Below are 26,985 nucleotides of genomic sequence, written 5' to 3' on the forward strand. Positions count from 1 at the left end.
CAGGCCGCGCCTAATTACTCGAACCAATGGGCTCGGGCGGCCATGATCAACTTGCCGGCACGATCTTCGTCAATGCCGTCGATGTCGAGCAGATCGTCAATAGACTGCTCGGCCAGGTCTTCGCGGGTAATTACGCCGCGCACCGCCAGTTCCATCGCCAAATCCTTGTCCATACCCTCAAGCGAGAGCAGGTCTTCGGCCGGATGGGCGTCTGCCAGCTTTTCCTCAGTAGCGATGGCTTTAGTCAACAAACGATCCTTGGCCCGAGCGCGGAGCTCGTTGACGATATCCTCGTCAAAGCCGTCGATGTTGAGCATTTCTTCCAACGGTACGTAGGCAATCTCTTCCAGGCTGGTGAAGCCTTCATCTACCAGCACCTGTGCCAGTTCTTCATCGACTTCCAACTCTTCGATGAAGTTGCGCAGGATGTCACCGGTTTCAGCTTGCTGCTTAGCCTGGATGTCCGATTCGGTCATCACGTTCAGGGTCCAGCCGGTCAGTTGGCTGGCCAGACGCACGTTCTGACCACCACGACCAATGGCCTGAGCCAGATTGTCTGCGCCAACGGCGATGTCCATTGCATGGGCATCTTCGTCAACGATAATTGCCGCCACTTCAGCTGGCGACATGGCGTTGATCACGAACTGCGCCGGGTTATCGTCCCACAGGACGATGTCCACACGCTCACCGCCCAATTCGCCCGACACTGCCTGGACGCGCGAACCGCGCATACCGATGCAAGCGCCTTGCGGGTCGATGCGTTTGTCCTTGGAGCGGACCGCGATCTTGGCACGCGAACCCGGGTCACGGGACGCAGCCATCACTTCGATCAGGCCTTCGGCGATTTCCGGCACTTCGATACGGAACAGCTCGATCAGCATTTCCGGCGCGGTACGCGACAGGATCAACTGTGGGCCGCGGTTCTCGGTGCGGATTTCCTTGAGCAGCGCACGCAAGCGCACGCCGACACGGAAGGTTTCGCGAGAGATGATGTCTTCGCGGGCCAGCAACGCTTCGGCGTTGTTGCCCAGGTCGACGATCACGTTGTCGCGGGTAACTTTTTTCACGGTGCCGGAGATGATTTCACCCAGGCGTTCGCGATAGGCGTCAACGACTTGAGCGCGCTCGGCTTCGCGAACCTTCTGCACGATGACCTGCTTGGCGGTCTGTGCAGCAATACGGCCGAATTCGATCGATTCGATCTTTTCTTCGACAACATCGCCAACCTGAGCGCCCGGATGCGTTTGCGCAACCTTGCTTGGCCAGGTTTCGATTGCCGGATCATCAAGATCGTCCTCTTCGACCACCGTCCAACGACGGAAAGTCTCATAGGCACCGGTGTGGCGGTTGATTTCCACACGCAGATCTACTTCGTCTTCAAAACGTTTTTTGGTAGCAGTGGCCAGGGCCAGCTCCAACGCTTCAAAAATCACGCTTGCCGGTACACCCTTTTCATTGGATACCGACTCAACAACCAGCAGTACTTCTTTGCTCATCGTACGCCTCGCCTTTCGCAAGCCATTGGATCCGCGGGATCCGCGTCTCAGTCAAAACTGGGAATAATGTTGGCCTTGTCGATCATATCGATCGGCAACAGGAACTCGTGGTCTTCTACCTGCACCACGACATCCTGCTCTTCTACACCGCGCAGAAGGCCCTGAAAGTTGCGTCGCCCTTCAAAGGGGGAGCGCAGCTTGATCTTCACTTGTTCACCGGCATATTTAGCAAACTGCTCGATAGTGAACAGTGGGCGTTCCATGCCTGGCGAGGAAACTTCAAGGGTGTATTCAACGGAGATTGGATCTTCAACATCCAGCACACCGCTGATCTGACGGCTGACAATGGCACAATCGTCCACCAGCACGCCGCCCTCTTTATCGATATAAACGCGCAACATTGAGTGGCGACCTTGAGCCGAAAACTCAATACCCCAGCATTCATAGCCTAGGGCCACGACCACCGGGGCCAACAAGGCCTGCAACTCTTCTAGCTTGCTCGACACCTGAACCCCCTCGTGCATGTATGTGCATGCTGTGCAAAATAAAAAAATGGGCGAAACGCCCATCCTTGAAACGCCGTCGAACAGCGGCGTTGAAAGTGTCCAGCTAACAAAAAGCCCCTTAAAAGGGGCTCCGCTAAAACTGGTTGCGGGGGCCGGATTTGAACCGACGACCTTCGGGTTATGAGCCCGACGAGCTACCAGACTGCTCCACCCCGCGACAAAGCTGGGGCGGAAGTATACGACCGATCCCTTGCAGGGTCAATGTAACCTTCCACCTACAAGAAAGCCCGCAACAGCGGGCTCTCCTGATAATTGGTACCGAGAAGGGGACTCGAACCCCTACACCCTATGGGCACAACCACCTCAAGGTTGCGTGTCTACCAATTCCACCACCTCGGCAATACAGCGTTTACAACCCTTCTTACTTCTGCTCTTGAGCTGGAGGTACGTCAGTCGCTGGAGTAGCCGACTTTTGCTCTTGAAGCACCGGGACATCATCAGAAGCCGGTTTTGCTTTTGGAACTTCCAACACCGCTGGGTTTGGCAAACCTACTTGAGTCAGCACATGAGCTTTCTCTTTAGCAAAGTAACCTAACCCTAAGCTGGTTATGAAGAAACCTGCGGCAAGTATAGCAGTAAACTTACTAAGAAAGGTAGAGGAACCTTGGCTTCCGAACACAGTATTTGAAGCACCTGCACCGAAAGACGCACCAGCATCCGCACCTTTACCCTGTTGCAACAAAACCAGAGCAACTACGCTCAGGGCAGCCAACAGATGAAAAACGACTACGACTGTTTCCAGCATTTTTTCAGTTTCCCGCGGCGCGACAGATCGCACCGAACTCATCTGCATTCAGGGAAGCTCCACCAATGAGCCCCCCATCGATATCCGGCATGCCGAACAGTTCGACCGCATTGGCCGCCTTCACGCTGCCGCCGTATAGAAGCCGCACACCTTGTGCGACTTCAGAATTCTCTGCCGCCAACTGCGCGCGGATGGCTGCGTGCACATCCTGCGCCTGTTGCGGTGTAGCAGTCAGCCCGGTGCCAATGGCCCAGACCGGCTCGTAAGCAATGACCGCCTTTGCAAATGCACCTACACCCAGCTCCTCGATGATGCTGCCCAGCTGACGCGAGACAACTTCAAGAGTCTTGCCCGATTCGCGCTGCTCAAGGGTCTCCCCTATGCACAACACCGGAATCAAGCCACAAGCCTGTGCTGCGGCGAACTTGCGGTTGAGCGTCCCATCCCGCTCGCCCATCATCTGGCGACGCTCGGAGTGCCCGACAAGCACATAGGAACAACCCGCATCAACCAGCTGACTCGGCGAAATCTCGCCGGTCAACGCACCTTGCATCGGCTCTACCGCAGAGTTCTGCGCGCCGACCTGAATCGACTTGCCCTTCAAGCCATCAACCACTTGGTTGATATGCAAGCAAGGCGGGAACACCGCGACGTCAACACCGCTAGGCAAGGCCAAGTGACGAAGGCCGTTGATCAGCTCAGCGACACTGGCGCGGGTACCGTGCATCTTCCAGTTACCAGCTACCATAGTGCGACGCATGCTGTACCCCGTCGGTCAAAGTGGGCGCAGATGTTACCCAACCACATCATCACTGGCAAGCCGAATTCAGGCGCAAACTTCAGTTACCAGTTTTGCCAGGTCTTCGGCATGGCCGCGAACCTGTGTTTCGTCCTCGCCTTCGACCATCACACGCACCAGCGGCTCTGTGCCGGACTTGCGCAGCAACACACGCCCGCGCCCCGCCATTGCCTGGGTCACGCGCTCGCAAGCCTCTTTGACAGCAGGGTGCTCGATGGGGTTTTCGCCACCGGCAAAACGCACATTGAGCAGCACTTGCGGGCACTTGCGCAGGGCTTGACGCGCCTGGGCCAGGCTCTCCTCGCGGCGACGCAGGGCCAGCAGCACCTGCAGAGCGGCGATGATCGCGTCACCCGTGGTGGTGTGCTGGAAGCAAACCACATGCCCGGAGTTCTCGCCGCCGACCAACCAGTTACGCTCCAGCAGCTCGGCGATCACGTAGCGGTCACCGACATTGGCGCGAATAAAGGGAATCCCCAGTTCCGCCAACGCCAATTCCAGCCCGAGATTACTCATCAGGGTGCCGACCACGCCACCTTGCAGCTTGTTACGCTCATGCAGGTCACGGGCAATGATGAACAACAGATCATCACCATCCACGATCGTGCCGGTGTGATCCACCATCAGCACACGGTCGCCATCGCCATCAAAAGCGATGCCCAGGTCCGCATGCTCAGCCAGCACTGCAGCCTGCAGCTGCTCCATGTGGGTGGAACCGCAATTGTCGTTGATGTTCAAGCCGTTGGGCTGAGCCGACAGCACGGTGACCTGTGCGCCCAGTTCCTTGAAGACGCTCGGCGCCACCTTGTAGGTCGCCCCATGGGCGCAATCGACAACAATCTTCAAGCCTGCAAAATTGGTGCTGCTCGGAACACTGCTTTTACAGAATTCGATATAGCGACCTGACGCGTCGTTAATGCGCGACACCTTGCCCAGCTTGCTGGACTCGACCACCGTCATCGGCGCATCCAGCAGCTCTTCGATCATCAACTCGATCTCGTCAGGCAGCTTGGTGCCCTGCCCCGAGAAGAACTTGATGCCGTTGTCATCATGAGGATTGTGGGAGGCGCTGATCACAATACCGGCTTCAGCGTGGAAGGTACGCGTCAGGTAAGCGATCGCCGGCGTAGGCATAGGGCCCAGCAGCATCACGTCGGCCCCGGCGGCGGACAGGCCAGCCTCCAGCGCGGATTCAAACATGTAGCCCGAAATACGGGTGTCCTTGCCCACCAGGATGCGACACGCGCCCATGCTGCGGAACGCCATGCCTGCCGCCCAACCCAGCTTGAGCATGAAATCAGGGGTGATCGGGAATTCGCCGACCCGACCACGAATGCCGTCGGTGCCAAAATATTTTTTAGTCATAAGTGCTCCATCATTCTTATTCGGCTGATTCTACAGCAGCGAGCATGCGCACCACATCGACCGTTTCGGCGACATCATGCACACGCAAAATACGTGCGCCCTTGGTCACGGCAAGCGCCGCAAGCGCCAGGCCGCCATACAGGCGTTCGCCGACCGGGCGATTCAAGGCGAGCCCTATCATGCTCTTGCGCGAAACGCCGACCAACAGCGGGCGACCAAGGGCGTGCAAGGCTTCCATATGCTTGAACAGGCTTAGATTGTGCTGCAGGGTCTTGGCAAAGCCAAACCCCGGATCAAGGATGATCTGTTCGGGCGCAATACCCACAGCTACACACTGGGCAACCCTCTCAGCAAGAAACCCACTCACCTCGCCAACCAGGTCATCGTAATGCGGATTGTCCTGCATGTTGCCGGGCTCACCCAGCATATGCATCAGGCAGACAGGCAAGCCTGTTGCAGCGGCCGCATCAAGGGCGCCGTCGCGCTGAAGCGAACGCACATCATTGATCAACCCCGCTCCGAGACGCGCGGTTTCGCGCATCACTGCCGGGGTGGAGGTATCTACCGAGATGATGACATCCAGCTCACGGGCGATGCGCTCAACCACCGGCGCCACCCGCTCCAGCTCCTCCAAGGGAGAAACAACGCGGGCGCCAGGGCGGGTCGATTCCCCTCCCACATCAATCAACGTCGCACCGGCAGCCACCATCGCCTCGGCGTGGTGCAACGCGGCGTCCAGCTGGCTGAAGCGGCCACCATCGGAAAAGGAATCAGGAGTTACATTGAGGATACCCATGACATGCGTCCGGGCAAAATCAAGAACCCGGTTGCCGCAAGGCAACCGGGTAGAGGACAAAGCAGAAGTCATTTCAAACCTTAGTGATCAGCTGCCGGGCCGCCGATAGGCGTTTCAGGGCGCTCATTCTGCACCACAGGCGGAGTGCCCGAAGTACCCGAACCACCTTCCCAGTCGCGCGGCTCACGCGGCGCACGGCCCGCCATGATGTCGTCGATCTGGTCGGCATCGATGGTTTCATACTTCATCAACGCATCAGCCATGGCGTCCAGCTTGTCACGGTTGTCAGTCAGGATCTGCTTGGCCGTGCCGTAGCACTGGTCAATGATGCTGCGAACTTCGGAGTCGATCAGCTTGGCTGTCTCACCCGAGAAGCTCGCGCTTTGCCCACCGCCCCCACGACCCAGGAACACTTCGCCTTCTTCTTCGGCGTACATCAATGGGCCGAGTTTTTCCGACAAGCCCCACTTGGTGACCATGTTTCGTGCGATCTGGCTGGCACGCATGATGTCATTGGAGGCACCAGTGGTCACACCGTCGAAGCCAAGGGTCATTTCTTCAGCAATACGACCGCCATACAGCGAGCAGATCTGGCTGATCAGCGCACGCTTGGAGAGGCTGTAGCGATCTTCTTCCGGCAGGAACATGGTCACACCGAGTGCCCGGCCACGGGGAATGATCGACACTTTGTAGACCGGGTCATGCTCAGGCACAACGCGACCTACAATGGCGTGACCGGCCTCGTGATAGGCGGTGTTCTGCTTCTCTTTCTCGGACATGACCATGGATTTGCGCTCGGCGCCCATCATGATCTTGTCTTTCGCCAATTCGAACTCTTTCATTTCAACGATGCGCTTGCCAGTACGGGCAGCGAACAGCGAAGCCTCGTTCACCAGGTTCGCCAGGTCAGCACCGGAGAAGCCGGGAGTACCACGGGCGATCACAGCCGGAGCCACGTCGTCACCCATCGGCACCTTGCGCATGTGCACTTTCAGGATCTGCTCACGACCACGAATGTCCGGCAGGCCGACCACAACCTGGCGGTCGAAACGGCCCGGACGCAGCAACGCAGGGTCCAGCACGTCGGGACGGTTGGTTGCGGCGATGACGATAATGCCGTCATTCATCTCGAAACCATCCATCTCTACCAGCAACTGGTTGAGGGTCTGCTCACGCTCATCGTGACCACCACCCATGCCAGCGCCACGATGACGACCAACGGCATCGATTTCGTCGATGAAGATGATGCATGGTGCATGCTTCTTGGCCTGCTCGAACATATCGCGAACACGGCTGGCGCCGACGCCGACAAACATTTCGACGAAGTCAGAACCGGAAATCGTGAAGAAAGGCACCTTGGCTTCGCCGGCAATCGCCTTGGCCAGCAAGGTTTTACCGGTACCCGGTGGGCCCACCATCAGCACACCACGAGGAATACGGCCACCCAGGCGCTGGAACTTGCCCGGGTCACGCAGAAACTCGACCAACTCGCCGACTTCTTCCTTGGCTTCGTCGCAACCTGCAACGTCAGCCAGGGTGGTCTTCACCTGATCTTCGGAGAGCAGGCGCGCCTTGCTCTTGCCGAAGCTCATCGGCCCGCCCTTGCCTCCCGCACCGCCCTGCATCTGGCGCATGAAGAACATGAACACGGCGATAATCACCAGGATCGGGAAGCTGGCCACCAGGAGTTGAGTCCAGATGCTTTGCTGTTCAGGCTGCTTGCCTTCCACAACGACCTTGTTATCCACCAGATCACCGATGAGACCGTTGTCCTGAATGGCAGGACGAATGGTCTTGAAGCTGTCGCCATCGTTGCGCTTACCGGTAATCACGTAGCCATCAACCGCTACGCGCTCGACCTTGCCATCCTTAACTTGCTGGATGAAGTCGGAATAGTTGAGGGTCTGCGGCTCGTTAGGGCTGGAGAAGTTGTTCATCACCGTCACCAGGACAGCCGCGATGATCAACCACAGGATCAGATTCTTTGCCATATCGTTCAATTAACTACCCTCTGAAGCAAGCTCCGCTACTGGCGCGCGCTTCGCATGATATTCACCGGCCTAACTTACTACATTACCTACAACTCTGGCAGGCGCCGTCTGTAACCCTTTGTGAAACTTTGACTACGCAATATTCGTAAAGCTTCATGACGAAAGCGATATAAAAAAACCTATCGCCCTCCTCGAATTTCTCAAAAACGCTCTTCACTCGCCGCGCCTTCGACGCCACGGTACCCACGGCACAGCAGATACTGCTCCCTGGACCTGTCACGGGAAGAGTCCGGTTTGCGGGTCTGTACCTTGTCGAACAACTTGCGAATGTTCTTGTGGTACTCGTCGAAACCTTCGCCCTGGAAGACCTTTACCAGGAAATCGCCACCCGGACGCAATACCCGACCCGCCAAATCCAGTGCCAGTTCACACAGGAACATGGCACGTGGCATATCAACAGCCGGTAATCCACTCATATTGGGGGCCATGTCGGAAATCACAAGGTCTACCTGCGAATTTCCCACAGCTTCCAGGATCTCGGCCAATACCTTGTCCTCGGTGAAATCGCCGTGAACAAAGGTCACGTCCGGGATGCTGTCCATCTCGAGGATGTCCGAAGCGATCAGTCGACCTTGCCCACCAATCAGACGACTGGTCACCTGGGACCAGCCACCGGGGGCCGCGCCGAGATCGATAACGCTCATGCCTGGACGGATCAGTTTGTCCTTGTCCTGGATCTCCAGCAGCTTGTAGCTGGCACGGGAACGATAGCCGTCCTTTTGCGCCTTTTTGACGTAAGGATCATTGAAATGTTCTTGTAGCCACTTAAGGCTGGTTTTGGAACGGGCCACGGGCCACCTCGAAAAAATAAAACGGGTCGTGATTAACTGGGCGGTCCCGGACTCGCTCGGGTAAACTGGCCGCCGCTTTTTACAAGATCAGACGCAGGGGTCAGATTATGCCGCTCACTCAAGAGCAGAAGAAACAGTACAAATCCATTGGCCACCATCTGAAACCAGTTCTGATTGTGGCAGACAACGGTTTGACTGAGGGTGTGCTAGCCGAATTCGAGCGCGCACTGAACGATCACGAACTGATCAAGATCAAGGTCAACATCCTTGATCGCGAAGCGCGCCTGGCCGCCGTTGCAGAGCTGTGCAAGGTCGGCAAAGCGGACCTGGTTCAGGTCATCGGCAAGATGGCGCTGCTGTATCGCAAGAACTTCAGCGTCAACAAGCAACTGTCGAACGTTCATCGCTTCAAATGATGAAAAGGGTCAAGGGCGTGCTTCGCGCGCCCCGCCACTCCATCCTGGCGCAGGTTGCATAACCAGCACCAAGCCAGAGAACCCTAGCACAAGATAGCTCAATAACTGCCAGCGCAACGCTTGCGGCAGCCACACATGCACCACGCAAAACATTGCGCATGCATACAGCGCCATCAACAGCAGTTGCCCGCGAATATCCCACCACAAACTCTTCAGGCCTTCAGCCTTGATCAGCACCAACACCTGAAGCGTCACGCACGCCGCCGCAAAACTCACCAGCAGCGCACTCAGCAATCCGTCGATCTCATCGATCAGCAGCGGCGCCAGGCCGATCAGGCCCAACGCCGGCAATACACCAATATGTAACAGCCATAGGCCGCCCACCCAAAGCATCTGAGAGAGCTGCCAAAGCATGGCGCCCGCACGCAGCGGGCGCCGTCTTTCAGATGTGACGAACTTCGACAATCTCGTACTCGATCACGCCACCCGGCGTCTTGACGGCCACCACATCACCCTCTTCCTTGGCAATCAAGGCGCGGGCCAGCGGCGAACCAACAGAGATCTTGCCGAGTTTGAAGTCAGCTTCATCTTCACCCACGATGTGATAGACAACGCGCTCATCAGTCTCGACGTTGGCGATCTCAACAGTGGTGCCGAAAATCACTTTACCGGTATGAGGGATGGAGGTGACATCAATGATGACCTGATTCTGAATCCGGCCCTCAATGTCACGAATCCGCGCCTCGACCATACCCTGCTGCTCGCGAGCAGCGTGGTATTCGGCGTTTTCCTTCAAGTCACCCAGCTCGCGGGCCGTACCGATGTCCTGGCTCAGCTTTGGACGTACGACCTTGGTCAGATGGGCGTGTTCCTCTTCCAGGGCCTTGGCGCCCTGGACGGTCATTGGGTATTTGATCATGCCTTCAATCCTGCGTGTAGATCCTGCAAGCGACGCACGGTCTTTTCCGGACCGAACTTGAGCGCTTCACAGATAGCTTCGCCAGCAGCAATGGTAGTGGTGCAGTAAATCTTGTGCTGCAAGGCATTACGACGAATGGAATAGGAGTCCGCGATCGACTGGCGACCTTCGGTGGTGTTGATGATCAGGGTGACTTCGTCATTCTTGATCATGTCGACCACATGCGGACGGCCTTCCGTCACCTTGTTCACGCGGCGTACTTTCAGGCCGGCAGCTTCGATCAGCTTGGCGGTCCCGGCGGTAGCCACGACTTCAAAGCCCAAGTTGATCAGATCGCGAGCGACCCCTGCAACCAGTGGCTTGTCGTCATCACGCACGCTGATAAACGCAGTACCGCCGGTCGGCAGCACTTCACTGGCGCCCATCTGGGCCTTGGCGAACGCTTCACCGAAGGTATCGCCCACGCCCATCACTTCACCGGTGGACTTCATCTCCGGGCCCAGGATCGGGTCCACGCCAGGGAATTTGGCGAATGGGAACACCGCCTCTTTCACACTGTAGAAGTTCGGAATGATTTCCTTGGTAAAGCCGATTTCCTTCAGGGTCTTACCAGCCATCACACGCGCAGCGATCATGGCCAGGGACACACCGATGCACTTGGACACGAACGGTACGGTACGCGAAGCACGCGGGTTGACTTCAATGACGTAGATGTCTTCGCCTTGCAGCGCCAACTGTACGTTCATCAGGCCGACAACGCCCAGCTCCAGGGCCATCTTCTTGACCTGTTCGCGCATCTCGTCCTGGATGTGCGCCGGCAGCGAGTAAGGCGGCAGCGAGCAGGCCGAGTCACCGGAGTGAACACCAGCTTGTTCGATGTGCTGCATGATGGCGCCGATCACTACATCGGTGCCGTCGCAGACCGCATCCACGTCCATTTCGATGGCGCAGTTGAGGAAGTGGTCCAGCAGCACCGGGCTGTCGTTGGAGACTTTCACCGCATCACGCAGGTAACGCTTGAGTTCTTCTTCTTCGTAGACGATTTCCATCGCCCGGCCGCCCAGTACGTAGGACGGACGCACCACCAACGGGTAGCCGATCTTGCTGGCCGCACGAATGGCTTCGTCTTCGCTGCGCACGGTGGCGTTCGGCGGCTGACGCAGGTTCAGGCGCTCAACCATCTGCTGGAAACGCTCACGGTCTTCGGCACGGTCGATTGCATCCGGGCTGGTACCGATGATCGGCACGCCAGCGGCCTCGAGGGCACGCGCCAGTTTCAGTGGGGTCTGGCCGCCGTACTGGACGATCACGCCTTTAGGCTTCTCGACGCGGCAGATTTCCAATACGTCTTCCAGGGTTACCGGCTCGAAGTACAGACGGTCAGAAGTGTCGTAGTCAGTGGAAACCGTTTCCGGGTTGCAGTTGACCATGATGGTCTCGTACCCATCTTCGCGCAGGGCGAGGGCGGCGTGTACGCAGCAATAGTCGAACTCGATGCCCTGGCCGATACGGTTCGGACCGCCACCCAGGATGATGATCTTGTCGCGACCCGTCGGCGCGGCTTCGCACTCTTCCTCATAGGTGGAGTACATGTAGGCCGTGTCGGTGGCGAATTCCGCGGCGCAGGTATCAACGCGCTTGTAGACCGGGAAGATATCCAGCTTGTGGCGATGAGTGCGCAGGTTCTTCTCGGTCACACCCAGCAGCTTGGCCAGACGCTGGTCGGAGAAGCCTTTGCGCTTGAGGCGGAACATCAAGTCGCGGTCGATAGACGACAGACCCAGCGTCTTGACCTTCTCTTCTTCCTTGATCAGATCTTCGATCTGCACCAGGAACCACGGGTCGATCATGTTCATGCCGAAGATATCTTCGACGCTCAGGCCCGCACGGAATGCGTCCGCCACGTACCAGATACGCTCGGCGCCCGGCACGGTCAGCTCGCGCTTGAGGATGCTCATGCTTTCCGGGTTGCTCAGGTCGAGCTTCTCGTCCAGGCCGCAAACACCCACTTCCAGGCCGCGCAGAGCTTTCTGCAGGGATTCCTGAAAAGTGCGGCCGATGGCCATGACTTCACCGACGGACTTCATCTGAGTGGTCAGGCGCGCATCAGCCTTGGCGAATTTCTCGAAGGCAAAGCGCGGCAGCTTGGTCACAACGTAGTCGATAGACGGCTCGAAAGACGCCGGCATCGCGCCGCCGGTGATTTCGTTTTGCAGCTCGTCCAGGGTGTAGCCGATAGCCAGCTTGGCAGCGATACGTGCAATCGGGAAGCCGGTCGCTTTCGAGGCCAGCGCCGAAGAACGCGATACACGTGGGTTCATCTCGATCACGACCATGCGGCCGGTGTCCGGGCAGATACCGAACTGAACGTTGGAACCGCCGGTTTCAACGCCGATCTCGCGCAATACCGCCAAGGAGGCGTTACGCAGGATCTGGTATTCCTTGTCGGTCAGGGTCTGTGCTGGCGCCACGGTGATCGAGTCACCGGTGTGCACGCCCATCGGGTCGAAGTTTTCGATGGAGCAGACGATGATGCAGTTGTCCTTCTTATCGCGGACAACCTCCATCTCATATTCTTTCCAGCCGATCAGGGATTCGTCGATCAGCAGCTCTTTGGTCGGCGACAGGTCCAGGCCACGAGCGCAGATTTCTTCGAACTCTTCGCGGTTGTAAGCGATACCGCCGCCGGTGCCGCCCATGGTGAAGGACGGACGAATGATGCACGGGAAGCCCAGGGTCTCGAGGACCGCGTTGGCTTCTTCCATGCTGTGGGCGATACCGGAACGCGGGCACGCCAGGCCGATGGACTTCATGGCCTTGTCGAAGCGCGAACGGTCTTCAGCCTTGTCGATGGTGTCGGCATTGGCACCGATCATCTCTACGCCGAATTTTTCCAGGACGCCTTCGCGCTCCAGGTCCAGGGCGCAGTTCAGAGCGGTCTGGCCGCCCATGGTTGGCAGCAGCGCGTCCGGGCGTTCTTTTTCGATGATCTTGGCAACAGTCTGCCACTTGATCGGCTCGATGTAGGTGGCGTCGGCCATGGCCGGGTCGGTCATGATGGTGGCCGGGTTGGAGTTCACCAGGATGACGCGGTAGCCCTCCTCGCGCAGGGCTTTACAGGCCTGGGCGCCGGAGTAGTCGAATTCGCAGGCCTGGCCGATCACGATCGGGCCAGCGCCGAGAATCAGGATGCTTTTTATGTCTGTACGTTTTGGCATGGGTTTGTCACTCAAATCCGCAGGTCAGTCGGCAAGCCGTCTTGAACAATCTTTGAAGAGCCTGCGGGGGCCACCGCAATCCGGGGCCGCCCGCAGGCCACTCAGTCAGCGTCGCTTGGCCATCTCATTGATGAAACGGTCGAACAGCGGCGCTACGTCGTTCGGGCCCGGGCTGGCTTCAGGGTGGCCCTGGAAGCTGAACGCGCTCTTGTCGGTGCGCTCGATGCCCTGCAGGGAACCGTCGAACAGCGACTTGTGAATGGCACGCACGTTGCTCGACAGCGAGGCTTCATCCACCGCAAAACCGTGGTTCTGGCTGGTGATCATCACAACGCCAGTGTCCAGGTCTTGTACCGGGTGGTTGGCACCGTGGTGGCCGTGGCCCATTTTCAGGGTCTTGGCGCCGGAGGCCAAAGCCAGCAGTTGGTGACCAAGGCAAATACCGAACACCGGAATCTCGGTCTCCAGTACATCCTTGATGGCTTGGATAGCGTAGTCGCACGGCTCAGGGTCACCCGGGCCGTTGGACAGGAACACACCGTCCGGCTGCATCGCGAGCACATCGCTGGCAGGGGTTTGCGCAGGCACCACGGTCACGCGGCAACCGCGCTCGACCAGCATGCGCAGGATGTTGTACTTGACGCCGTAGTCATAGGCGACCACGTGGTAAGGCAGATCGGCAGCCTCGATAGTCGCGTGGCTGTCGGTCTTCAGATCCCACACAGTGGAACGCCACTCGTACTTCTCTTTGACGCTGACGACTTTCGCCAGGTCCATGCCCTTCAGGCCAGGGAAGCCTTGCGCTGCGGCAATCGCCGCCTCTTCGGAAATATCGTCACCGACCATGATGCAGCCGTTCTGCGAGCCTTTTTCACGCAGGATGCGCGTGAGGCGGCGCGTATCGATACCGGCGATCGCCACAACGTTGTTGGCTTTCAGGTAATCGGACAGCGACATCGTGTTACGCCAGTTGCTCGCAACCAGTGGCAGGTCACGAATCACCAGGCCCGCCGACCAGACACGATCAGACTCGACATCTTCCGGCGTGGTGCCGGTGTTGCCGATGTGCGGATAGGTCAGGGTAACGATCTGTTGGGCGTAGGAAGGATCGGTAAGGATTTCCTGATAGCCGGTCATGGCGGTGTTGAACACCACCTCTCCAACGGTTTGACCGTCGGCTCCAATGGCTTCGCCGCGAAAAATGCTGCCATCAGCAAGGGCGAGTATGGCTGGCTTAGTCAAGAAGACCTCCCGTAAATAAAGCCTGAAAGGGCGATCGCAGGTTGTAAAAAAGCGGAGTGACGTATGGACACGTCACCCCGCTTCTTCACTGAATTATTCTGCGCGCTTTTAGTGGACACACTAAAGCTGTAGCTTACAGAAAAAGGCTTTTTTGGTCCACCGCTAATAAGCCTTAAAGGCAGGGGAATGCGACAGGACGTCGCCTAGCGGGTAAAAACAGGGCCACAGGATAATCCTGAGGCCCCGTTTTAGCTACTGCTTAGTGCAGATCCAGCACGTCACGCATGTCATACAGGCTTGGCTCACGCCCTTCCAACCAGAGTGCGGCACGCACCGCGCCCTTGGCGAAGGTCATGCGGCTGGAGGCTTTGTGGGTGATTTCCAGGCGTTCACCTTCGGTGGCAAACAGCACTGTGTGATCGCCGACCACATCACCACCGCGCACAGTCGCGAAACCAATGGTGTCACGCGCACGCGCACCGGTATGGCCCTCACGCCCGTACACCGCTACTTTCGACAGATCGCGACCCAGCGCATCCGCGATAGCTTCACCCATGCGCAATGCCGTGCCCGAAGGCGCGTCGATCTTGTGGCGATGGTGGGTCTCGATAATCTCGATATCCGCCTCATCACCCAGCACACGCGCCGCCAGGTCCAGCAACTTCAGCGACAGGTTCACACCCACGCTGAAATTGGCCGCGAAGACGATCGGAATATCCTTGCCCGCCTCCACCAGCAACTGCTTCTGCTCGGCACTCAAACCGGTCGTGCCAATCACCATGGCCTTGCCTGCCTTGCGGCAGAAGGCCAGATTTTTCAGCATCACTTCCGGCAGGGTGAAGTCGATCAGCACGTCGAACTCGTCAGCCACCTGCTCGAGGTTGCCAGACAGCGAAACACCGATGCGGCCCAACGAGGCCAACTCACCTGCGTCCGCGCCGATCAACGTACTGCCTGGGCGAACAATCGCCGCCGTCAGCCCGGAGGCCGGCGAGCGCTGCTGCACCGCCTCGACCAGCGTCTTGCCCATGCGCCCGGCAGCGCCCATTACGGCTATACGTCGCATATTCAGATCCTTACAGGTCGCCGAAGAAGCGTTTTACACCGTCGAAGAAGCCTGTCGTCTTCGGTGAGTGCGAGTCATCGCCTTCCAGCGAGCTGCGGAACTCTTCCAGCAGTTCACGCTGACGACGATTCAGGTTCACCGGGGTTTCCACTGCCACACGGCACATCAGGTCGCCAGCACCGCCACCGCGCACAGGCGCAACGCCTTTGCCACGAATGCGGAACTGCTTGCCGGTTTGAGTCCCCTCGGGAATCTTGAGCTTGACCCGACCATCCAGCGTCGGAATCTCCAGCTCGCCACCCAGGGCCGCATCAACAAAGCTGATCGGCACTTCGCAGAACAAGTGCTTGCCGTCACGCTGGAAGATCGAGTGCTCGCGCACATTGATCACCACGTACAGGTCGCCCGTAGGGCCGCCCTGGGCACCCGCCTCGCCTTCGCCCGACAGGCGAATACGATCACCGGTATCCACACCCGCCGGCACTTTCACCGACAGCGTCTTGTACTCTTCGACGCGGCCTTCGCCGTGGCAGGAGTCGCACGGATCGGAAATGATCTTGCCCTGGCCATGGCAACGCGGGCAGGTTTGCTGCACCGAGAAAAAGCCCTGCTGCATGCGCACCTGCCCGATACCGCCACAGGTCGGACACGTGATCGGCGACGAGCCTTTCTTCGCACCCGAGCCATCGCACGGCTTGCAGTTAACCAGCGTCGGCACACGGATATTGACACTGGTGCCGCGCACGGCTTCTTCCAGGTTCAGCTCCAGGGTGTAACGCAGGTCGCTGCCGCGCTGAGGGCCGCCACGCTGACCGCCACGGCCACCGCCGAAGAAGTCGCTGAACACGTCGCCGAAAATATCGGAGAAGTTCTGGCCACCAAAACCGGCACCGCCGCCGCCCATGCTCGGGTCGACACCGGCATGGCCATATTGGTCGTAGGCCGCACGCTTATTGGGATCAGACAGACACTCGTAGGCCTCGTTGGCCTCCTTGAACGTCTCTTCGGATTCTTTGTTATCCGGATTACGGTCCGGGTGGTGCTTCATCGCCAGGCGACGGTAGGCCTTCTTGAGGTCCGCCTCGCTGGAGCCACGCTCCACACCCAACACTTCGTAATAGTCACGCTTTGCCATAAGTCTTTGCACTCTTAAGGACGTTCGACTTGGCCCTCCTGAACCCTGCCAAACTCGTTGAGCCCCAATACAGGCCCGGACCCAACTCACGTCAATTCAACGATCCTGGTCATTACTGATTTCAGCCAGGGACCCGGCCAAAAACGCGGTGACTGTCATTCGGAAAGCAGGAGCATTCCCGTTCACACCGCCAGCATCCGAGCGTTGTCGCATGCTGTAAAAATTCGCATACCCCAGACACGCCAACGCGGGAGCAAGCTCCCGCGCGGCGACATCCTACCAGTCACCGCTTGTGTGCGGTCAACCGGGCGACAACTTACTTGTTGTCTTTAACTTCTTCGAACTCGGCATCGACAACGTCGTCGTGCTTGGCTTCAGGCTCTGCTTGTTGAGCAGCACCGTCAGCTGGCTGGCCTTGTTCGGCGTACATTTTTTGAGCAACTGGCGCGGAGACTTTCGACAGCTCCTCAACCTTGGCTTCGATGGCAGCCTTGTCGTCGCCTTTGATGGCGGCTTCCAGGGCAACCACTGCCGCTTCGATTGCGGTTTTCTCTTCGTCGGTCACTTTGTCGCCAGCATCAGCGATCATTTTGCGAGTCGAGTGAACCAGCGCGTCACCCTGGTTACGGGCGCCTGCCAATTCTTCGAACTTCTTGTCCGCTTCAGCATTGGTCTCAGCATCACGGATCATCTGTTGAATTTCTTCATCAGACAGGCCGGAGTTGGCCTTGATGGTGATCTTCTGCTCTTTGCCGGTGGCCTTGTCTTTCGCGCCGACGTGCAGGATGCCGTTGGCGTCGATGTCGAAGGTCACTTCGATTTGTGGCACGCCACGTGGTGCTGGTGGAATCTCAGCCAGGTCGAACTTGCCCAGGGACTTGTTCTGCGCAGCTTGCTTACGCTCGCCCTGCAGCACGTGGATAGTCACGGCGCCCTGGTTGTCATCGGCAGTCGAGAACACCTGGGATTTCTTGGTAGGAATCGTGGTGTTTTTCTCGATCAGCGCAGTCATCACGCCACCCATGGTTTCGATACCCAGGGTCAGCGGGCTTACGTCCAGCAGCAACACGTCTTTCACGTCACCGGCCAGTACGGCACCCTGGATGGCAGCACCCATGGCAACGGCTTCGTCCGGGTTCACGTCTTTACGAGCTTCTTTGCCGAAGAACTCGGTGACCAGCTTCTGAACCAGTGGCATACGGGTCTGACCGCCTACCAGGATCACGTCGTTGATAGAGCCAACGTCGATACCGGAGTCTTTCAGCGCGATGCGGCAAGGTTCGATGGTGCGTTGAACCAGGTCTTCAACCAGCGCTTCGAGCTTGGAACGCGAGATTTTCACGTTCAAGTGCTTAGGACCGGTGGCGTCTGCAGTGATGTACGGCAGGTTGACGTCGGTCGACTGAGCGGAAGACAGCTCGATCTTGGCTTTTTCAGCGGCTTCTTTCAGGCGCTGCATGGCCAGCGGGTCACCTTTGAGGTTCATGCCGCTTTCTTTCTTGAATTCGTCAACGAGGTAGTCGATCAGACGAATGTCAAAGTCTTCACCACCCAGGAAGGTGTCACCGTTGGTGGCCAACACTTCAAACTGGTGCTCGCCGTCAACTTCTGCGATCTCGATCACGGAGACGTCGAACGTACCGCCACCCAGGTCGTAAACGATCACAGTGTGGTCGCCCTTGGCCTTGTCCATACCGTAAGCCAGAGCAGCTGCGGTTGGTTCGTTGATGATACGTTTTACATCCAGGCCCGCGATGCGACCGGCGTCTTTGGTAGCCTGGCGCTGGCTGTCGTTGAAGTAGGCAGGAACGGTGATCACCGCTTCAGTCACTGCTTCACCGAGGTAGTCTTCGGCGGTCTTCTTCATCTTTTTCAAGATTTCAGCCGAGATTTGTGGCGGCGACATTTTCTGGCCGTTCACTTCAACCCAGGCGTCACCGTTGTCGGCCTTGGCGATTTTGTAAGGCACCATCTTGATGTCTTTCTGTACGACTTCTTCGTCGAACTTACGACCGATCAGACGCTTTACCGCGTACAGGGTGTTGTGCGGGTTGGTCACTGCCTGACGCTTGGCCGATTGGCCGACGAGGATTTCACCGTCGTTGGCGTAAGCGATGATCGACGGAGTGGTACGTGCGCCTTCGGCGTTTTCAATAACTTTTGCAACGCCGTTTTCCAGCACGGAGACGCAGGAGTTGGTGGTCCCCAGGTCGATACCGATAATTTTGCCCATGATTTACTCTCCCGAAACTTGAATTTGGTTGCCGCAGCAGTTGTGGCTAACTGCGGTAGCACTTAAACGCTTGACTTATAAATGGGGGCCTTGCGGCGTATTTCAAGCCTGCTCATCAATAGAAGGTGCAACGGGTGCAGGAGCCTTGCTCACCACCACCATTGCCGGGCGCATCAGGCGACCGTTGAGCTGGTAACCCTTCTGGAACACCTTGATCACGCTATTGGGTTCCAGGTCATGGCTTTCCTGCATGGCCATGGCTTGGTGATGCTCAGCATTGAACGGCTCGCCGGCTTGCGGATCGATCGCTTCCAACTGATAGCGCTTGAGGGTGTCCTGGAACATTTTCAGGGTCAGCTCGATGCCTTCGCGCATTGGGCGGATGTTTTCATCGTCCGGGTTGGACAATTCAAGACCACGCTCCAGGCTGTCGATGATCGGCAGCAGGTCACCGGCGAATTTTTCGAGCGCGAACTTATGAGCCTTCTCTACATCCTGCTCGGCACGGCGGCGGACGTTCTGCAGATCGGCGGCAACACGCAACGATTGATCCTGCGCAGCGGCCAATTGCTCTTCGAGCACTTGCACACGAGTCGCCAGTTCATCACCGGCAGCCGAATTGGCGTCTGGAGTTTGCGTATCCTGCGTCTGTTCGTCAGCCATAGATTTCTCCTTTCAAAATCATGCGCGAACTCAACTCGCGCTTCTGCTCCGGTATATGGGGCCACAATTTTCAGGTTCAAGGGCGCAGGCGTTACCAAAAGTCTTTCGATTGACCTGGATCATTTCCTTCACGCTCATTCCACATCGCGCTAAAAAAAATCGCGACTCAAGCAAATCGAGCTAAGCGTCAGGATTGTCAGCCCCGAACAAAACACTGTATAAATAACCAGACCTAAAGCCTGGGAGCGGCCGTCATGCTCGTGCACCTGTCTGTACATAACTACGCCATCGTTGAACACCTGGATCTTGAACTGGATCGCGGGATGAGCGTAATCACAGGCGAAACCGGCGCCGGCAAGTCGATCATGCTCGACGCCCTCGGCCTGACGCTTGGCGATCGCGCTGACAGTGGCGTGGTACGCCCTGGCTCCGACAAGGCCGACATCCTGGCCACCTTCGACCTGGCGGACATCCCCGAAGCCGAAGCATGGCTGGCCGAGCGCGACCTTAATAATGAAGGCCCCTGCATTCTGCGCCGGGTGATCACGGCCGAGGGGCGCTCGCGCGGCTATATCAACGGCACGCCTTGCCCACTGGGCGACTTGAAAGCCCTGGGCGAATTGCTGATCGATATCCACAGTCAGCACGAACACCAATCCCTGCTGAAAACCGATACCCACCGTCGCCTGCTCGATGAGTACGCCGGCGCCACCGATCTTTCCCGGCAAGTTCAACTGGCCGCCCAACGCTGGCGCCAGACACGCCAGGAACTGGAGCGCCTCTCCAACTCCGGCGACGAACAACGCGCGCGCCACCAGTTACTCAGCTATCAACTGGAAGAGCTTGAAAGCCTGGGCCTGGGTGAGACCGAATTGGAACAGCTTGAGCAGGAACACAAGAACCTGACCAACGCCGAAACCCTGCTGGGCATCTGCCGCCAGGTGGTCGAGCAATGCAGCGAGAGCGACTCCGGCAATGTGCTCAACGCACTGACGGCCAGCCTCAATCGCCTGGCCAGCGTGAACAATGCTTCCGGCTCACTGAGTGAAGCGACCACCCTGCTGACCAGCGCGCAAATCCAGGTTGAAGAGGCCGTAGGCGAACTCAATCGTTTCCTGGATCACTTCGACGCCGACCCAGCACGCCTGCAGGAAATAGAAGAGCGCCTGGATACGATTTATACCCTGGCGCGCAAGCATCGAATCCAGCCGACGGAAGTCGCAACCATGCAGCAGAAACTGCTGGACGAAATCGAAACACTCAACGCGAACGACGAATCCATTGAGCGACTGGGCGAAGAGCTCGCTTCGTTTGCCCGCCATTATCAGGAAAAGGCTCGGGAGCTGAGCGTCCTGCGCCAGCAAGCAGCCACCAGCCTGGCCAGCGCCGTCGAGCAGGAAATCCAGCGCCTGGGTATGCCTGGCGGGCGTTTCACCATCGAGCTGCATCCCAACGCCAGTCAAGAATTGCAGCCCCATGGGCTGGAGCACGTCGAACTGCTGGTGAGTGCCAACCCCGGCCAACCGCTCAAGGCCCTGGCCAAAGTGGCCTCCGGCGGCGAACTTTCGCGGATCAGCCTGGCGATCCAGGTGATTACCGCACAGACCTCACGGGTACCCACCCTGGTATTCGACGAAGTGGATGTGGGCATTGGCGGGCCGACCGCAGAAATCGTTGGCCAATTGCTGCGTCGCCTGGGGGATCGTGGTCAAGTGCTCACGGTGACCCACTTGCCGCAAGTGGCAGCCCAAGGGCATCAGCACCTGTTTGTGCATAAGGTGCGCGGCAGTGACGCGACACACACAGCCGTCTCCAAGCTGAACAAGTCGGAACGGGTGGAAGAAGTGGCGCGGATGCTCGGCGGTATCGACTTGACCAAGGAGTCCTTGGCTCACGCAAAAAAAATGGTGGTGGCCGCGAAGGCTTGAAGCGACATTTTCCCCTCTATAGAAAGCACGAAGGCGACCCGAGGGTCGCCTTCAATCGTTTCGCAAAGCAAAACTGCGTCGATTTTTACTTTTTCTTACGGATGTACAACACGAGATTGTGGTCGACCAAATCGAACCCATGCTCCTCAGCAATCTTGTGCTGCAGCGCTTCGATTTCAGGGCTGGTGAACTCGATAACCTCATTGGTATCCAGGTCAACCATGTGGTCATGGTGACCACCGTCAGCCAATTCAAACACTGCATGACCGCCGTCGAAATTATGACGAACCACCAGCCCTGCGGCTTCAAACTGGGTCAGTACACGGTAGACCGTGGCCAGGCCGACGTCCTCGTTAGACTCCATCAGCGCCTTGTAAACGTCTTCGGCACTCATGTGGCGTTGCTCAGCAGAATCGAGCATTTGTAGAATCTTGACTCGTGGCAGAGTCACTTTGAGACCGGCTTTGCGTAGTTCGCTATTTTCAACCATGGTTAGCTTTCTCGCGGATGCTGCTTCGCAGCTTCTCTTAATACGGGTATGATCGGCGTTTACGTTGTCCCAGCCAAGATAGTGGAAGTCGCCCACCGATGCAAAACACCAAGCTCTTGCTAACCAGTTTCACCTTTGTGGGACTGCTCGCACTCGCCGGTTGTTCATTCCCCGGGGTTTACAAAATCGACATCCAGCAGGGCAATGTCGTCACGCAGGACATGATAGACCAGTTACGCCCGGGAATGACCCGACGGCAAGTACGGTTTATCATGGGTAATCCCCTGCTGACCGACACTTTCCATGCCGATCGCTGGGATTATCTCTACAGCCTGCAGCCTGGTGGCGGTGAACGCCAACAGGAGCGTGTCAGTGTCATCTTCAATGGCAATGACCAGCTCGTGAGCCTGTCCGGTGACTTCATGCCCGGCGTAAGCCGCGATGAAGCCTTGCTGGGCAAGGACAGCGGCACCAACGTGACCGCACCTGCGCAGCAAGCTGAAAAACCAAAACCCGAGGAGCCGGCCAAGCCAGGCTCGTTGCTGGACAGCATCCAGAAAGACATCGACAACGTGGAAACCGTGCCCGTGCCGACGCCTGAGCCTCTGGACACCAGCCCGCAATAATTTGCGCTCGATAAAAAGCCCGGCATGCCGGGCTTTTTGTTGCCTGCCATTTGTATAGCTATTTTGCCCACAGCATCAGCGCCTGGCTCAGATCTCCTGTGGGAGCGGGCTTGCCCGCGATGGCGGTGTGTCAGGCAAGGATTCTTCAACTGAACCACCGCTATCGCAGGCAAGCCAGCTCCCACAGTTGGATCGCGGGATTCCAGGGAGATATGTGTCGGTTGGCAGGCCGTTAAGGGTTCAGCTTCATATCGCAGCGGTGTAGATAGCCAGACTGCCCTTTGGCACACTCAAGAATTCGCTTGCCTGGCCAATGCCGCCTTGGCCGCGCGTAGCCTGCGCACCTCTTTAGGGTCCGCCAGTAAAGGCCGGTAGATCTCAATACGGTCACCCGCTTGTACGCAACGCACCTGTGCATCCACGACGACCTTGCCAAAGATACCCACCGGGCAATCAGCCAGATCAACATCAGGAAAATGCGCCGCCATTCCCGACGCCTGCACTGCCGCACGCAAACTTGTACCTTCAGCCACCTTTACCGCCAGCAACACCTGCCGGTCCTCGGCGGCAAACACCACCTCAATCTCAACCATGCAGTTGCTTGGCGCGCTGACAAAACGCGTCCACCAGGGTATTGGCGGCCTGATTGAACAACGGCCCCAAGGTCGCACGAACAATCGGCCCGGCATAATCAAACGAAAGATCCAGGCTGATCTTGCAGGCCTTGTCCGTCAGCGCCTTGAACACCCACACGCCATGCAACTGGGTGAACGGCCCTTCCTGCAGGTTCATTTCGATGGATTGCCCCGGCACCAGCACATTGCGCGTCACAAAATGCTGGCTGAGGCCGCCCTTGGCCACCCCCACACTGGCAACCATGTGCTCGTCACTGCTCTCCAGAACCTCGGCCGTCGAGCACCAAGGCAGAAACTCTGGGTAACGCGCCACGTCGTTGACCAGGTCATAGAGCGCCTGCGCCGGGTAGGGCAACAGGGCCGAACGTTGAATATGCGTCGTCATGTGAGCGTTACTTCCACTGCTTAAGGCAAACATCGCGAAAGAACAGCCCAATCCGCGAGAGAAAAAAACCAAAGAACTGCCCGCATTGTCCGGGATTCGTCCAACTCGCTCAAGCACACAGGTTGACCGTAGCCGACAAGCTCGCAACTCCCTATAATGCCGCCCCTATGGCTAAACAAAAGAAACACCCCACAGGGACCATCGCGCAAAATAAAAAAGCGCGACACGATTACTTCATCGAACATCGGTTCGAGGCTGGTCTGGTCCTGGCCGGCTGGGAAGTAAAAAGTCTGCGTGCCAGCAAACTGCAGCTGGTCGACAGCTATGTGCTGCTCAAGGATGGCGAGGCATGGCTGCTTGGCAGTCATATCACCCCGCTGACCACCGCGAGCACCCACGTGATTGCCGACCCGGTGCGTACGCGCAAGTTGTTGCTCAATGCTCGCGAACTGGAAAAGCTCGCCGCAGCCGTGCAGCAAAAAGGCTACGCGTGTATCTGCTTGTCCTGGTACTGGAGCAAGCACCTGGTCAAATGCGAGATCGCATTGGGCAAGGGCAAGAAGGAATACGACAAGCGCGACACCGAACGCGAGCGCGACTCCAATCGCGAGCTGCATCGCGCCGTGCGCAACAAAGGCAAGGAAGAGTAATCCTTGTGACGGTGTAGCCCACGCGGGCTACATCCCTTTGCGCCGCTCCGCCCGAGCCACGCGCTGAACCTCCTGACGCACCTCCTCCAACACCTCCTGCACATACAGCAGATGCCGTATCGAGACGTCGCGCGCCTGCTCGGCCCGCCCCTCGATGATGGCCAGGTACAAGTCCCGATGCTGATTGATCAGCATGTCGCGGGTCTCGGTACGCTGCTGGTACATGCCACCAATATTCGTCACTACGTTACGCTTGAGCAGGTCGAACAGCCCGCGAATGGTGTGCAGCAATACGGCGTTATGACTGGCTTCGGCAATCGCCAAGTGAAACCTCGCATCCGCAGCGCCCTCCTCTACTCGGCTCACTTCATCGGCACGCGCATAGCAATCCTGCAACGCCTCGAACGCTGCGGTCAGCCGTTCACGGTCAACCTCCGTGGCGCGTAACGCCGCGTAATAGGCACACGAAGCCTCCAGGGTCTGGCGAAACTCCAGCAGATCGCGCTGTGCTTCGGGATTGCTTTCCAGCAAGTGCAGCAGCGGATCGCTGAAGGTCGAACCCAGGGAGTCGACCACATAGTTGCCACCGCCCTGGCGACTGACCAGCAACCCCTTGGCCGCCAGCTTCTGAATCGCCTCCCGCAGCGATGGGCGCGACACACCAAAGCGTTCAGCCAACGCGCGCTCGGCCGGCAAACGCTCGCCCGACTTCAGCGTGCCCTCGAGAATCATCCCCTCAAGCTGCTCGACAATATCGTCAGACAAACGGCGCTGACGCACCTGATCAAACCCCATAACTCAACTCTCCACCATCCCGACCACTCGCCGGGGCCCCTATTCTGGCCTATCGCCGTGCCGGCAGCACCTATCAGATCGCCTTCAATTTCGCCGATCAGAACACCCCGCCTCCCGACCTACGACCAAAGTTTCGCAGGCGGCAAATTGACACACCCCTGCCCACCCTCTTAATCTAGCCCACAGCGATTGTAAATTGGTATTACCAATTATCCAAGCTCATCAAACAACAACAATCAGGGGCCACCCCATATGCAAACTTGGCAACAGCTTTACAGCCCACTTGGCAGCCTCGGCCTGTCCGCATTGGCAGCCGTCATTCCCATCGTATTCTTCTTCCTGGCGCTGGCCGTGTTCCGCCTCAAAGGCCATGTGGCCGGCAGCATCACCCTGGCCCTGTCGATCCTGGTCGCCATCTTCGCCTTCCAGATGCCGGTAGACATGGCCCTGGCTGCGGCCGGTTATGGTTTTGCCTACGGCCTGTGGCCCATCGCCTGGATCATCGTCGCGGCGGTATTCCTTTACAAATTGACGGTCAAGAGCGGCCAGTTCGAGATCATTCGCAGCTCCGTTTTGTCGATCACCGACGACCAGCGCCTGCAGGTGTTGTTGATCGGTTTTTGCTTTGGTGCCTTCCTGGAAGGCGCGGCCGGTTTCGGCGCGCCCGTAGCCATCACCGCCGCGCTGCTGGTAGGCCTGGGTTTCAACCCGCTGTACGCCGCCGGTCTGTGCCTGATTGCCAATACCGCGCCCGTGGCTTTCGGCGCATTGGGCATTCCGATCATCGTCGCCGGCCAGGTCACCGGTATTGATGCGTTCAAGATTGGCGCCATGACCGGCCGCCAACTGCCGCTGCTGTCGCTGTTCGTGCCGTTCTGGCTGGTGTTCATGATGGACGGCCTGCGCGGCGTTCGCGAAACCTGGCCGGCAGCCTTGGTGGCGGGCTTGAGCTTTGCCGTCACCCAATATTTCACCTCCAACTTTATTGGCCCGGAGCTGCCGGACATCACCTCGGCACTCGCCAGCCTGATCGCTCTGACGCTGTTCCTGAAAGTCTGGCAACCCAAGCGCACCGCAGGCGCACAAATTGCCGGCGCCACCTCCAGCATAGCGGTCACTTCCAGCGCCGGCGGCTTCGGTTTGCCGCGCAACACCGTGGTTTCGCCCTACAGCCTAGGGCAAATTTTCAAGGCGTGGTCGCCGTTCCTGATCCTCACTGTACTGGTCACCATCTGGACCCTCAAACCCTTCAAGGCCCTGTTCGCCGCAGGCGGTTCGATGTACGGCTGGGTGTTCAACTTTGCGATCCCCCACCTGGATCAACTGGTGGTTAAAGTCGCGCCCATCGTGACCAACCCAACCGCCATCCCGGCCGTGTTCAAGCTGGACCCGATTTCTGCCACCGGCACGGCGATCTTCTTCTCGGCACTGGTCTCCATGCTGGTGCTGAAAATCGACGTCAAAACTGGTCTTACCACTTTAAAAGAAACCTTCTTTGAGTTGCGCTGGCCGATCCTGTCCATCGGCATGGTGCTGGCGTTCGCCTTCGTCACCAACTACTCCGGCATGTCCTCGACCATGGCCCTGGTTCTGGCGGGCACCGGTGCAGCCTTCCCGTTCTTCTCGCCATTCCTTGGCTGGCTGGGAGTTTTCTTGACGGGCTCCGATACTTCTTCCAACGCCCTGTTCAGCTCATTGCAAGCCACCACTGCGCACCAGATCGGCGTCAACGACACCCTGCTGGTAGCCGCAAACACCAGCGGTGGCGTGACCGGCAAAATGATCTCGCCGCAGTCGATCGCCGTGGCCTGCGCCGCCACCGGCCTGGTGGGCAAGGAATCCGATCTGTTCCGCTTTACCCTCAAGCACAGCCTGTTTTTTGCCACCATCGTCGGGCTGATCACCTTGGCGCAGGCGTACTGGTTCACCGGTATGCTGGTGCACTGAGACCTGCACGCAATAGGGTAAGAATCGA

General features: G+C 58.1%; 25 protein-coding genes and 2 tRNA genes. 5 read left to right on the forward strand and 22 right to left on the reverse strand.

Translation table 11 applies throughout. The features are described 5' to 3' along the window. Positions 1-14 precede the first annotated feature (14 nt). The 10 genes from nusA to rlmE all read right to left on the reverse strand — a co-directional run bounded on the left by nusA (position 15) and on the right by rlmE (position 8,609). Positions 15-1,496 (reverse strand): transcription termination factor NusA, encoded by a 1,482-nt coding sequence (gene nusA, locus V8689_RS24355; RefSeq protein WP_003194187.1) that lies wholly within the window; start codon positions 1,494-1,496, stop codon positions 15-17. Between the two features lie 47 nt (positions 1,497-1,543). Further along, positions 1,544-2,002, reverse strand: a complete 459-nt coding sequence (gene rimP / locus V8689_RS24360) for a ribosome maturation factor RimP (protein WP_032873230.1) — start codon at positions 2,000-2,002, stop codon at positions 1,544-1,546. A gap of 140 nt (positions 2,003-2,142) precedes the next feature. Continuing rightward, positions 2,143-2,219, reverse strand: a tRNA-Met gene (locus V8689_RS24365). Between the two features lie 96 nt (positions 2,220-2,315). Further along, a tRNA-Leu gene (locus V8689_RS24370) sits at positions 2,316-2,401 on the reverse strand. A 22-nt stretch (positions 2,402-2,423) separates the two neighbouring features. Further along, positions 2,424-2,807 (reverse strand): preprotein translocase subunit SecG, encoded by a 384-nt coding sequence (gene secG, locus V8689_RS24375; protein WP_003194191.1) that lies wholly within the window; start codon positions 2,805-2,807, stop codon positions 2,424-2,426. A gap of 4 nt (positions 2,808-2,811) precedes the next feature. Further along, complete coding sequence (gene tpiA / locus V8689_RS24380) at positions 2,812-3,567, reverse strand: triose-phosphate isomerase (RefSeq protein ID WP_003194193.1); 756 nt, start codon at positions 3,565-3,567, stop codon at positions 2,812-2,814. Positions 3,568-3,633: 66 nt separating this feature from the next. Then, positions 3,634-4,971, reverse strand: a complete 1,338-nt coding sequence (glmM, locus tag V8689_RS24385) for a phosphoglucosamine mutase (RefSeq protein ID WP_003194195.1) — start codon at positions 4,969-4,971, stop codon at positions 3,634-3,636. Positions 4,972-4,987: 16 nt separating this feature from the next. After that, positions 4,988-5,839, reverse strand: a complete 852-nt coding sequence (gene folP, locus V8689_RS24390) for a dihydropteroate synthase (protein WP_056785035.1) — start codon at positions 5,837-5,839, stop codon at positions 4,988-4,990. A gap of 8 nt (positions 5,840-5,847) precedes the next feature. Next, entirely contained in the window at positions 5,848-7,758 is a 1,911-nt protein-coding gene (gene ftsH, locus V8689_RS24395) for an ATP-dependent zinc metalloprotease FtsH (protein WP_032895273.1), read from the reverse strand. A gap of 200 nt (positions 7,759-7,958) precedes the next feature. Further along, a complete protein-coding gene (gene rlmE / locus V8689_RS24400) occupies positions 7,959-8,609 on the reverse strand; it encodes a 23S rRNA (uridine(2552)-2'-O)-methyltransferase RlmE (protein WP_003194199.1) in 651 nt (216 codons plus the stop codon). Between the two features lie 107 nt (positions 8,610-8,716). Here rlmE and V8689_RS24405 point away from each other — a divergent pair, with 107 nt between their 5' ends. Then, positions 8,717-9,025 (forward strand): YhbY family RNA-binding protein, encoded by a 309-nt coding sequence (locus V8689_RS24405; protein ID WP_003176146.1) that lies wholly within the window; start codon positions 8,717-8,719, stop codon positions 9,023-9,025. A 9-nt stretch (positions 9,026-9,034) separates the two neighbouring features. Here the strand turns inward: V8689_RS24405 and V8689_RS24410 are convergent, their stop codons facing one another. The 8 genes from V8689_RS24410 to grpE all read right to left on the reverse strand — a co-directional run bounded on the left by V8689_RS24410 (position 9,035) and on the right by grpE (position 19,501). Then, the gene (locus tag V8689_RS24410) at positions 9,035-9,439 is read right to left on the reverse strand and encodes a hypothetical protein (protein WP_056785033.1); all 405 of its coding nucleotides are present in this window, start codon (positions 9,437-9,439) and stop codon (positions 9,035-9,037) included. 28 nt (positions 9,440-9,467) lie between these two features. Further along, a complete protein-coding gene (gene greA / locus V8689_RS24415) occupies positions 9,468-9,944 on the reverse strand; it encodes a transcription elongation factor GreA (protein ID WP_003194203.1) in 477 nt (158 codons plus the stop codon). Then, positions 9,941-13,162, reverse strand: coding sequence for a carbamoyl-phosphate synthase large subunit (gene carB / locus V8689_RS24420; RefSeq protein ID WP_003194205.1), 3,222 nt, complete (start codon positions 13,160-13,162; stop codon positions 9,941-9,943). Before carB ends, greA begins: the two co-directional genes overlap by 4 nt. 105 nt (positions 13,163-13,267) lie before the next feature. Beyond that, positions 13,268-14,404, reverse strand: coding sequence for a glutamine-hydrolyzing carbamoyl-phosphate synthase small subunit (gene carA, locus V8689_RS24425; RefSeq protein ID WP_056785031.1), 1,137 nt, complete (start codon positions 14,402-14,404; stop codon positions 13,268-13,270). A 259-nt stretch (positions 14,405-14,663) separates the two neighbouring features. Then, positions 14,664-15,470: a 4-hydroxy-tetrahydrodipicolinate reductase gene (gene dapB / locus V8689_RS24430; protein WP_032895268.1), complete on the reverse strand. Its 807-nt coding sequence runs from the start codon at positions 15,468-15,470 to the stop codon at positions 14,664-14,666. A gap of 10 nt (positions 15,471-15,480) precedes the next feature. After that, positions 15,481-16,605: a molecular chaperone DnaJ gene (dnaJ, locus tag V8689_RS24435; RefSeq protein WP_056785028.1), complete on the reverse strand. Its 1,125-nt coding sequence runs from the start codon at positions 16,603-16,605 to the stop codon at positions 15,481-15,483. Between the two features lie 316 nt (positions 16,606-16,921). Then, positions 16,922-18,838 (reverse strand): molecular chaperone DnaK, encoded by a 1,917-nt coding sequence (dnaK, locus tag V8689_RS24440; RefSeq protein ID WP_014719959.1) that lies wholly within the window; start codon positions 18,836-18,838, stop codon positions 16,922-16,924. A gap of 102 nt (positions 18,839-18,940) precedes the next feature. Then, complete coding sequence (gene grpE / locus V8689_RS24445; protein WP_003194215.1) at positions 18,941-19,501, reverse strand: nucleotide exchange factor GrpE; 561 nt, start codon at positions 19,499-19,501, stop codon at positions 18,941-18,943. Between the two features lie 254 nt (positions 19,502-19,755). Here grpE and recN point away from each other — a divergent pair, with 254 nt between their 5' ends. After that, positions 19,756-21,429: a DNA repair protein RecN gene (gene recN / locus V8689_RS24450; RefSeq protein ID WP_056785027.1), complete on the forward strand. Its 1,674-nt coding sequence runs from the start codon at positions 19,756-19,758 to the stop codon at positions 21,427-21,429. Between the two features lie 85 nt (positions 21,430-21,514). Here recN and fur read toward each other — a convergent pair whose 3' ends face one another. After that, positions 21,515-21,919, reverse strand: coding sequence for a ferric iron uptake transcriptional regulator (gene fur, locus V8689_RS24455; RefSeq protein ID WP_003194220.1), 405 nt, complete (start codon positions 21,917-21,919; stop codon positions 21,515-21,517). 98 nt (positions 21,920-22,017) lie between these two features. On the opposite strand from fur, the gene bamE reads away from it, so the two are divergent. Beyond that, positions 22,018-22,545 carry an outer membrane protein assembly factor BamE gene (gene bamE, locus V8689_RS24460; RefSeq protein WP_056785024.1) on the forward strand — a complete coding sequence of 176 codons (528 nt, stop codon included), beginning with the start codon at positions 22,018-22,020 and terminating at the stop codon, positions 22,543-22,545. A gap of 290 nt (positions 22,546-22,835) precedes the next feature. Here bamE and V8689_RS24465 read toward each other — a convergent pair whose 3' ends face one another. Next, positions 22,836-23,138, reverse strand: coding sequence for an RnfH family protein (locus V8689_RS24465; RefSeq protein WP_056785020.1), 303 nt, complete (start codon positions 23,136-23,138; stop codon positions 22,836-22,838). After that, positions 23,131-23,565 (reverse strand): type II toxin-antitoxin system RatA family toxin, encoded by a 435-nt coding sequence (locus V8689_RS24470; protein ID WP_003194226.1) that lies wholly within the window; start codon positions 23,563-23,565, stop codon positions 23,131-23,133. The genes V8689_RS24465 and V8689_RS24470 overlap by 8 nt, the downstream gene beginning before the upstream one ends. Before the next feature lie 167 nt (positions 23,566-23,732). On the opposite strand from V8689_RS24470, the gene smpB reads away from it, so the two are divergent. Next, positions 23,733-24,215, forward strand: a complete 483-nt coding sequence (smpB, locus tag V8689_RS24475; protein ID WP_003176160.1) for an SsrA-binding protein SmpB — start codon at positions 23,733-23,735, stop codon at positions 24,213-24,215. Between the two features lie 27 nt (positions 24,216-24,242). Here the strand turns inward: smpB and V8689_RS24480 are convergent, their stop codons facing one another. Beyond that, entirely contained in the window at positions 24,243-25,010 is a 768-nt protein-coding gene (locus tag V8689_RS24480) for a GntR family transcriptional regulator (RefSeq protein WP_056785017.1), read from the reverse strand. A gap of 252 nt (positions 25,011-25,262) precedes the next feature. On the opposite strand from V8689_RS24480, the gene V8689_RS24485 reads away from it, so the two are divergent. Further along, positions 25,263-26,957 carry a lactate permease LctP family transporter gene (locus V8689_RS24485; RefSeq protein WP_056785014.1) on the forward strand — a complete coding sequence of 565 codons (1,695 nt, stop codon included), beginning with the start codon at positions 25,263-25,265 and terminating at the stop codon, positions 26,955-26,957. Positions 26,958-26,985: the final 28 nt, after the last annotated feature.

The sequence above is a fragment of the Pseudomonas sp. AK181 genome, from assembly GCF_051122975.1.
Classification (GTDB): domain Bacteria; phylum Pseudomonadota; class Gammaproteobacteria; order Pseudomonadales; family Pseudomonadaceae; genus Aquipseudomonas; species Aquipseudomonas lactis.

What these genes read in the sequence shown, in the direction of transcription:
- nusA (WP_003194187.1), bottom strand. Translation starts at nt 1,496, where the DNA reads ATGAGCAAAGAAGTACTGCTGGTTGTTGAGTCGGTATCCAATGAAAAG.
- secG (WP_003194191.1), bottom strand. Translation starts at nt 2,807, where the DNA reads ATGCTGGAAACAGTCGTAGTCGTTTTTCATCTGTTGGCTGCCCTGAGC.
- tpiA (WP_003194193.1), bottom strand. Translation starts at nt 3,567, where the DNA reads ATGCGTCGCACTATGGTAGCTGGTAACTGGAAGATGCACGGTACCCGC.
- glmM (WP_003194195.1), bottom strand. Translation starts at nt 4,971, where the DNA reads ATGACTAAAAAATATTTTGGCACCGACGGCATTCGTGGTCGGGTCGGC.
- folP (WP_056785035.1), bottom strand. Translation starts at nt 5,839, where the DNA reads ATGACTTCTGCTTTGTCCTCTACCCGGTTGCCTTGCGGCAACCGGGTT.
- ftsH (WP_032895273.1), bottom strand. Translation starts at nt 7,758, where the DNA reads ATGGCAAAGAATCTGATCCTGTGGTTGATCATCGCGGCTGTCCTGGTG.
- V8689_RS24405 (WP_003176146.1), top strand. Translation starts at nt 8,717, where the DNA reads ATGCCGCTCACTCAAGAGCAGAAGAAACAGTACAAATCCATTGGCCAC.
- V8689_RS24410 (WP_056785033.1), bottom strand. Translation starts at nt 9,439, where the DNA reads ATGCTTTGGCAGCTCTCTCAGATGCTTTGGGTGGGCGGCCTATGGCTG.
- greA (WP_003194203.1), bottom strand. Translation starts at nt 9,944, where the DNA reads ATGATCAAATACCCAATGACCGTCCAGGGCGCCAAGGCCCTGGAAGAG.
- carB (WP_003194205.1), bottom strand. Translation starts at nt 13,162, where the DNA reads ATGCCAAAACGTACAGACATAAAAAGCATCCTGATTCTCGGCGCTGGC.
- dapB (WP_032895268.1), bottom strand. Translation starts at nt 15,470, where the DNA reads ATGCGACGTATAGCCGTAATGGGCGCTGCCGGGCGCATGGGCAAGACG.
- dnaJ (WP_056785028.1), bottom strand. Translation starts at nt 16,605, where the DNA reads ATGGCAAAGCGTGACTATTACGAAGTGTTGGGTGTGGAGCGTGGCTCC.
- dnaK (WP_014719959.1), bottom strand. Translation starts at nt 18,838, where the DNA reads ATGGGCAAAATTATCGGTATCGACCTGGGGACCACCAACTCCTGCGTC.
- grpE (WP_003194215.1), bottom strand. Translation starts at nt 19,501, where the DNA reads ATGGCTGACGAACAGACGCAGGATACGCAAACTCCAGACGCCAATTCG.
- recN (WP_056785027.1), top strand. Translation starts at nt 19,756, where the DNA reads ATGCTCGTGCACCTGTCTGTACATAACTACGCCATCGTTGAACACCTG.
- fur (WP_003194220.1), bottom strand. Translation starts at nt 21,919, where the DNA reads ATGGTTGAAAATAGCGAACTACGCAAAGCCGGTCTCAAAGTGACTCTG.
- bamE (WP_056785024.1), top strand. Translation starts at nt 22,018, where the DNA reads ATGCAAAACACCAAGCTCTTGCTAACCAGTTTCACCTTTGTGGGACTG.
- V8689_RS24465 (WP_056785020.1), bottom strand. Translation starts at nt 23,138, where the DNA reads ATGGTTGAGATTGAGGTGGTGTTTGCCGCCGAGGACCGGCAGGTGTTG.
- V8689_RS24470 (WP_003194226.1), bottom strand. Translation starts at nt 23,565, where the DNA reads ATGACGACGCATATTCAACGTTCGGCCCTGTTGCCCTACCCGGCGCAG.
- smpB (WP_003176160.1), top strand. Translation starts at nt 23,733, where the DNA reads ATGGCTAAACAAAAGAAACACCCCACAGGGACCATCGCGCAAAATAAA.
- V8689_RS24480 (WP_056785017.1), bottom strand. Translation starts at nt 25,010, where the DNA reads ATGGGGTTTGATCAGGTGCGTCAGCGCCGTTTGTCTGACGATATTGTC.
- V8689_RS24485 (WP_056785014.1), top strand. Translation starts at nt 25,263, where the DNA reads ATGCAAACTTGGCAACAGCTTTACAGCCCACTTGGCAGCCTCGGCCTG.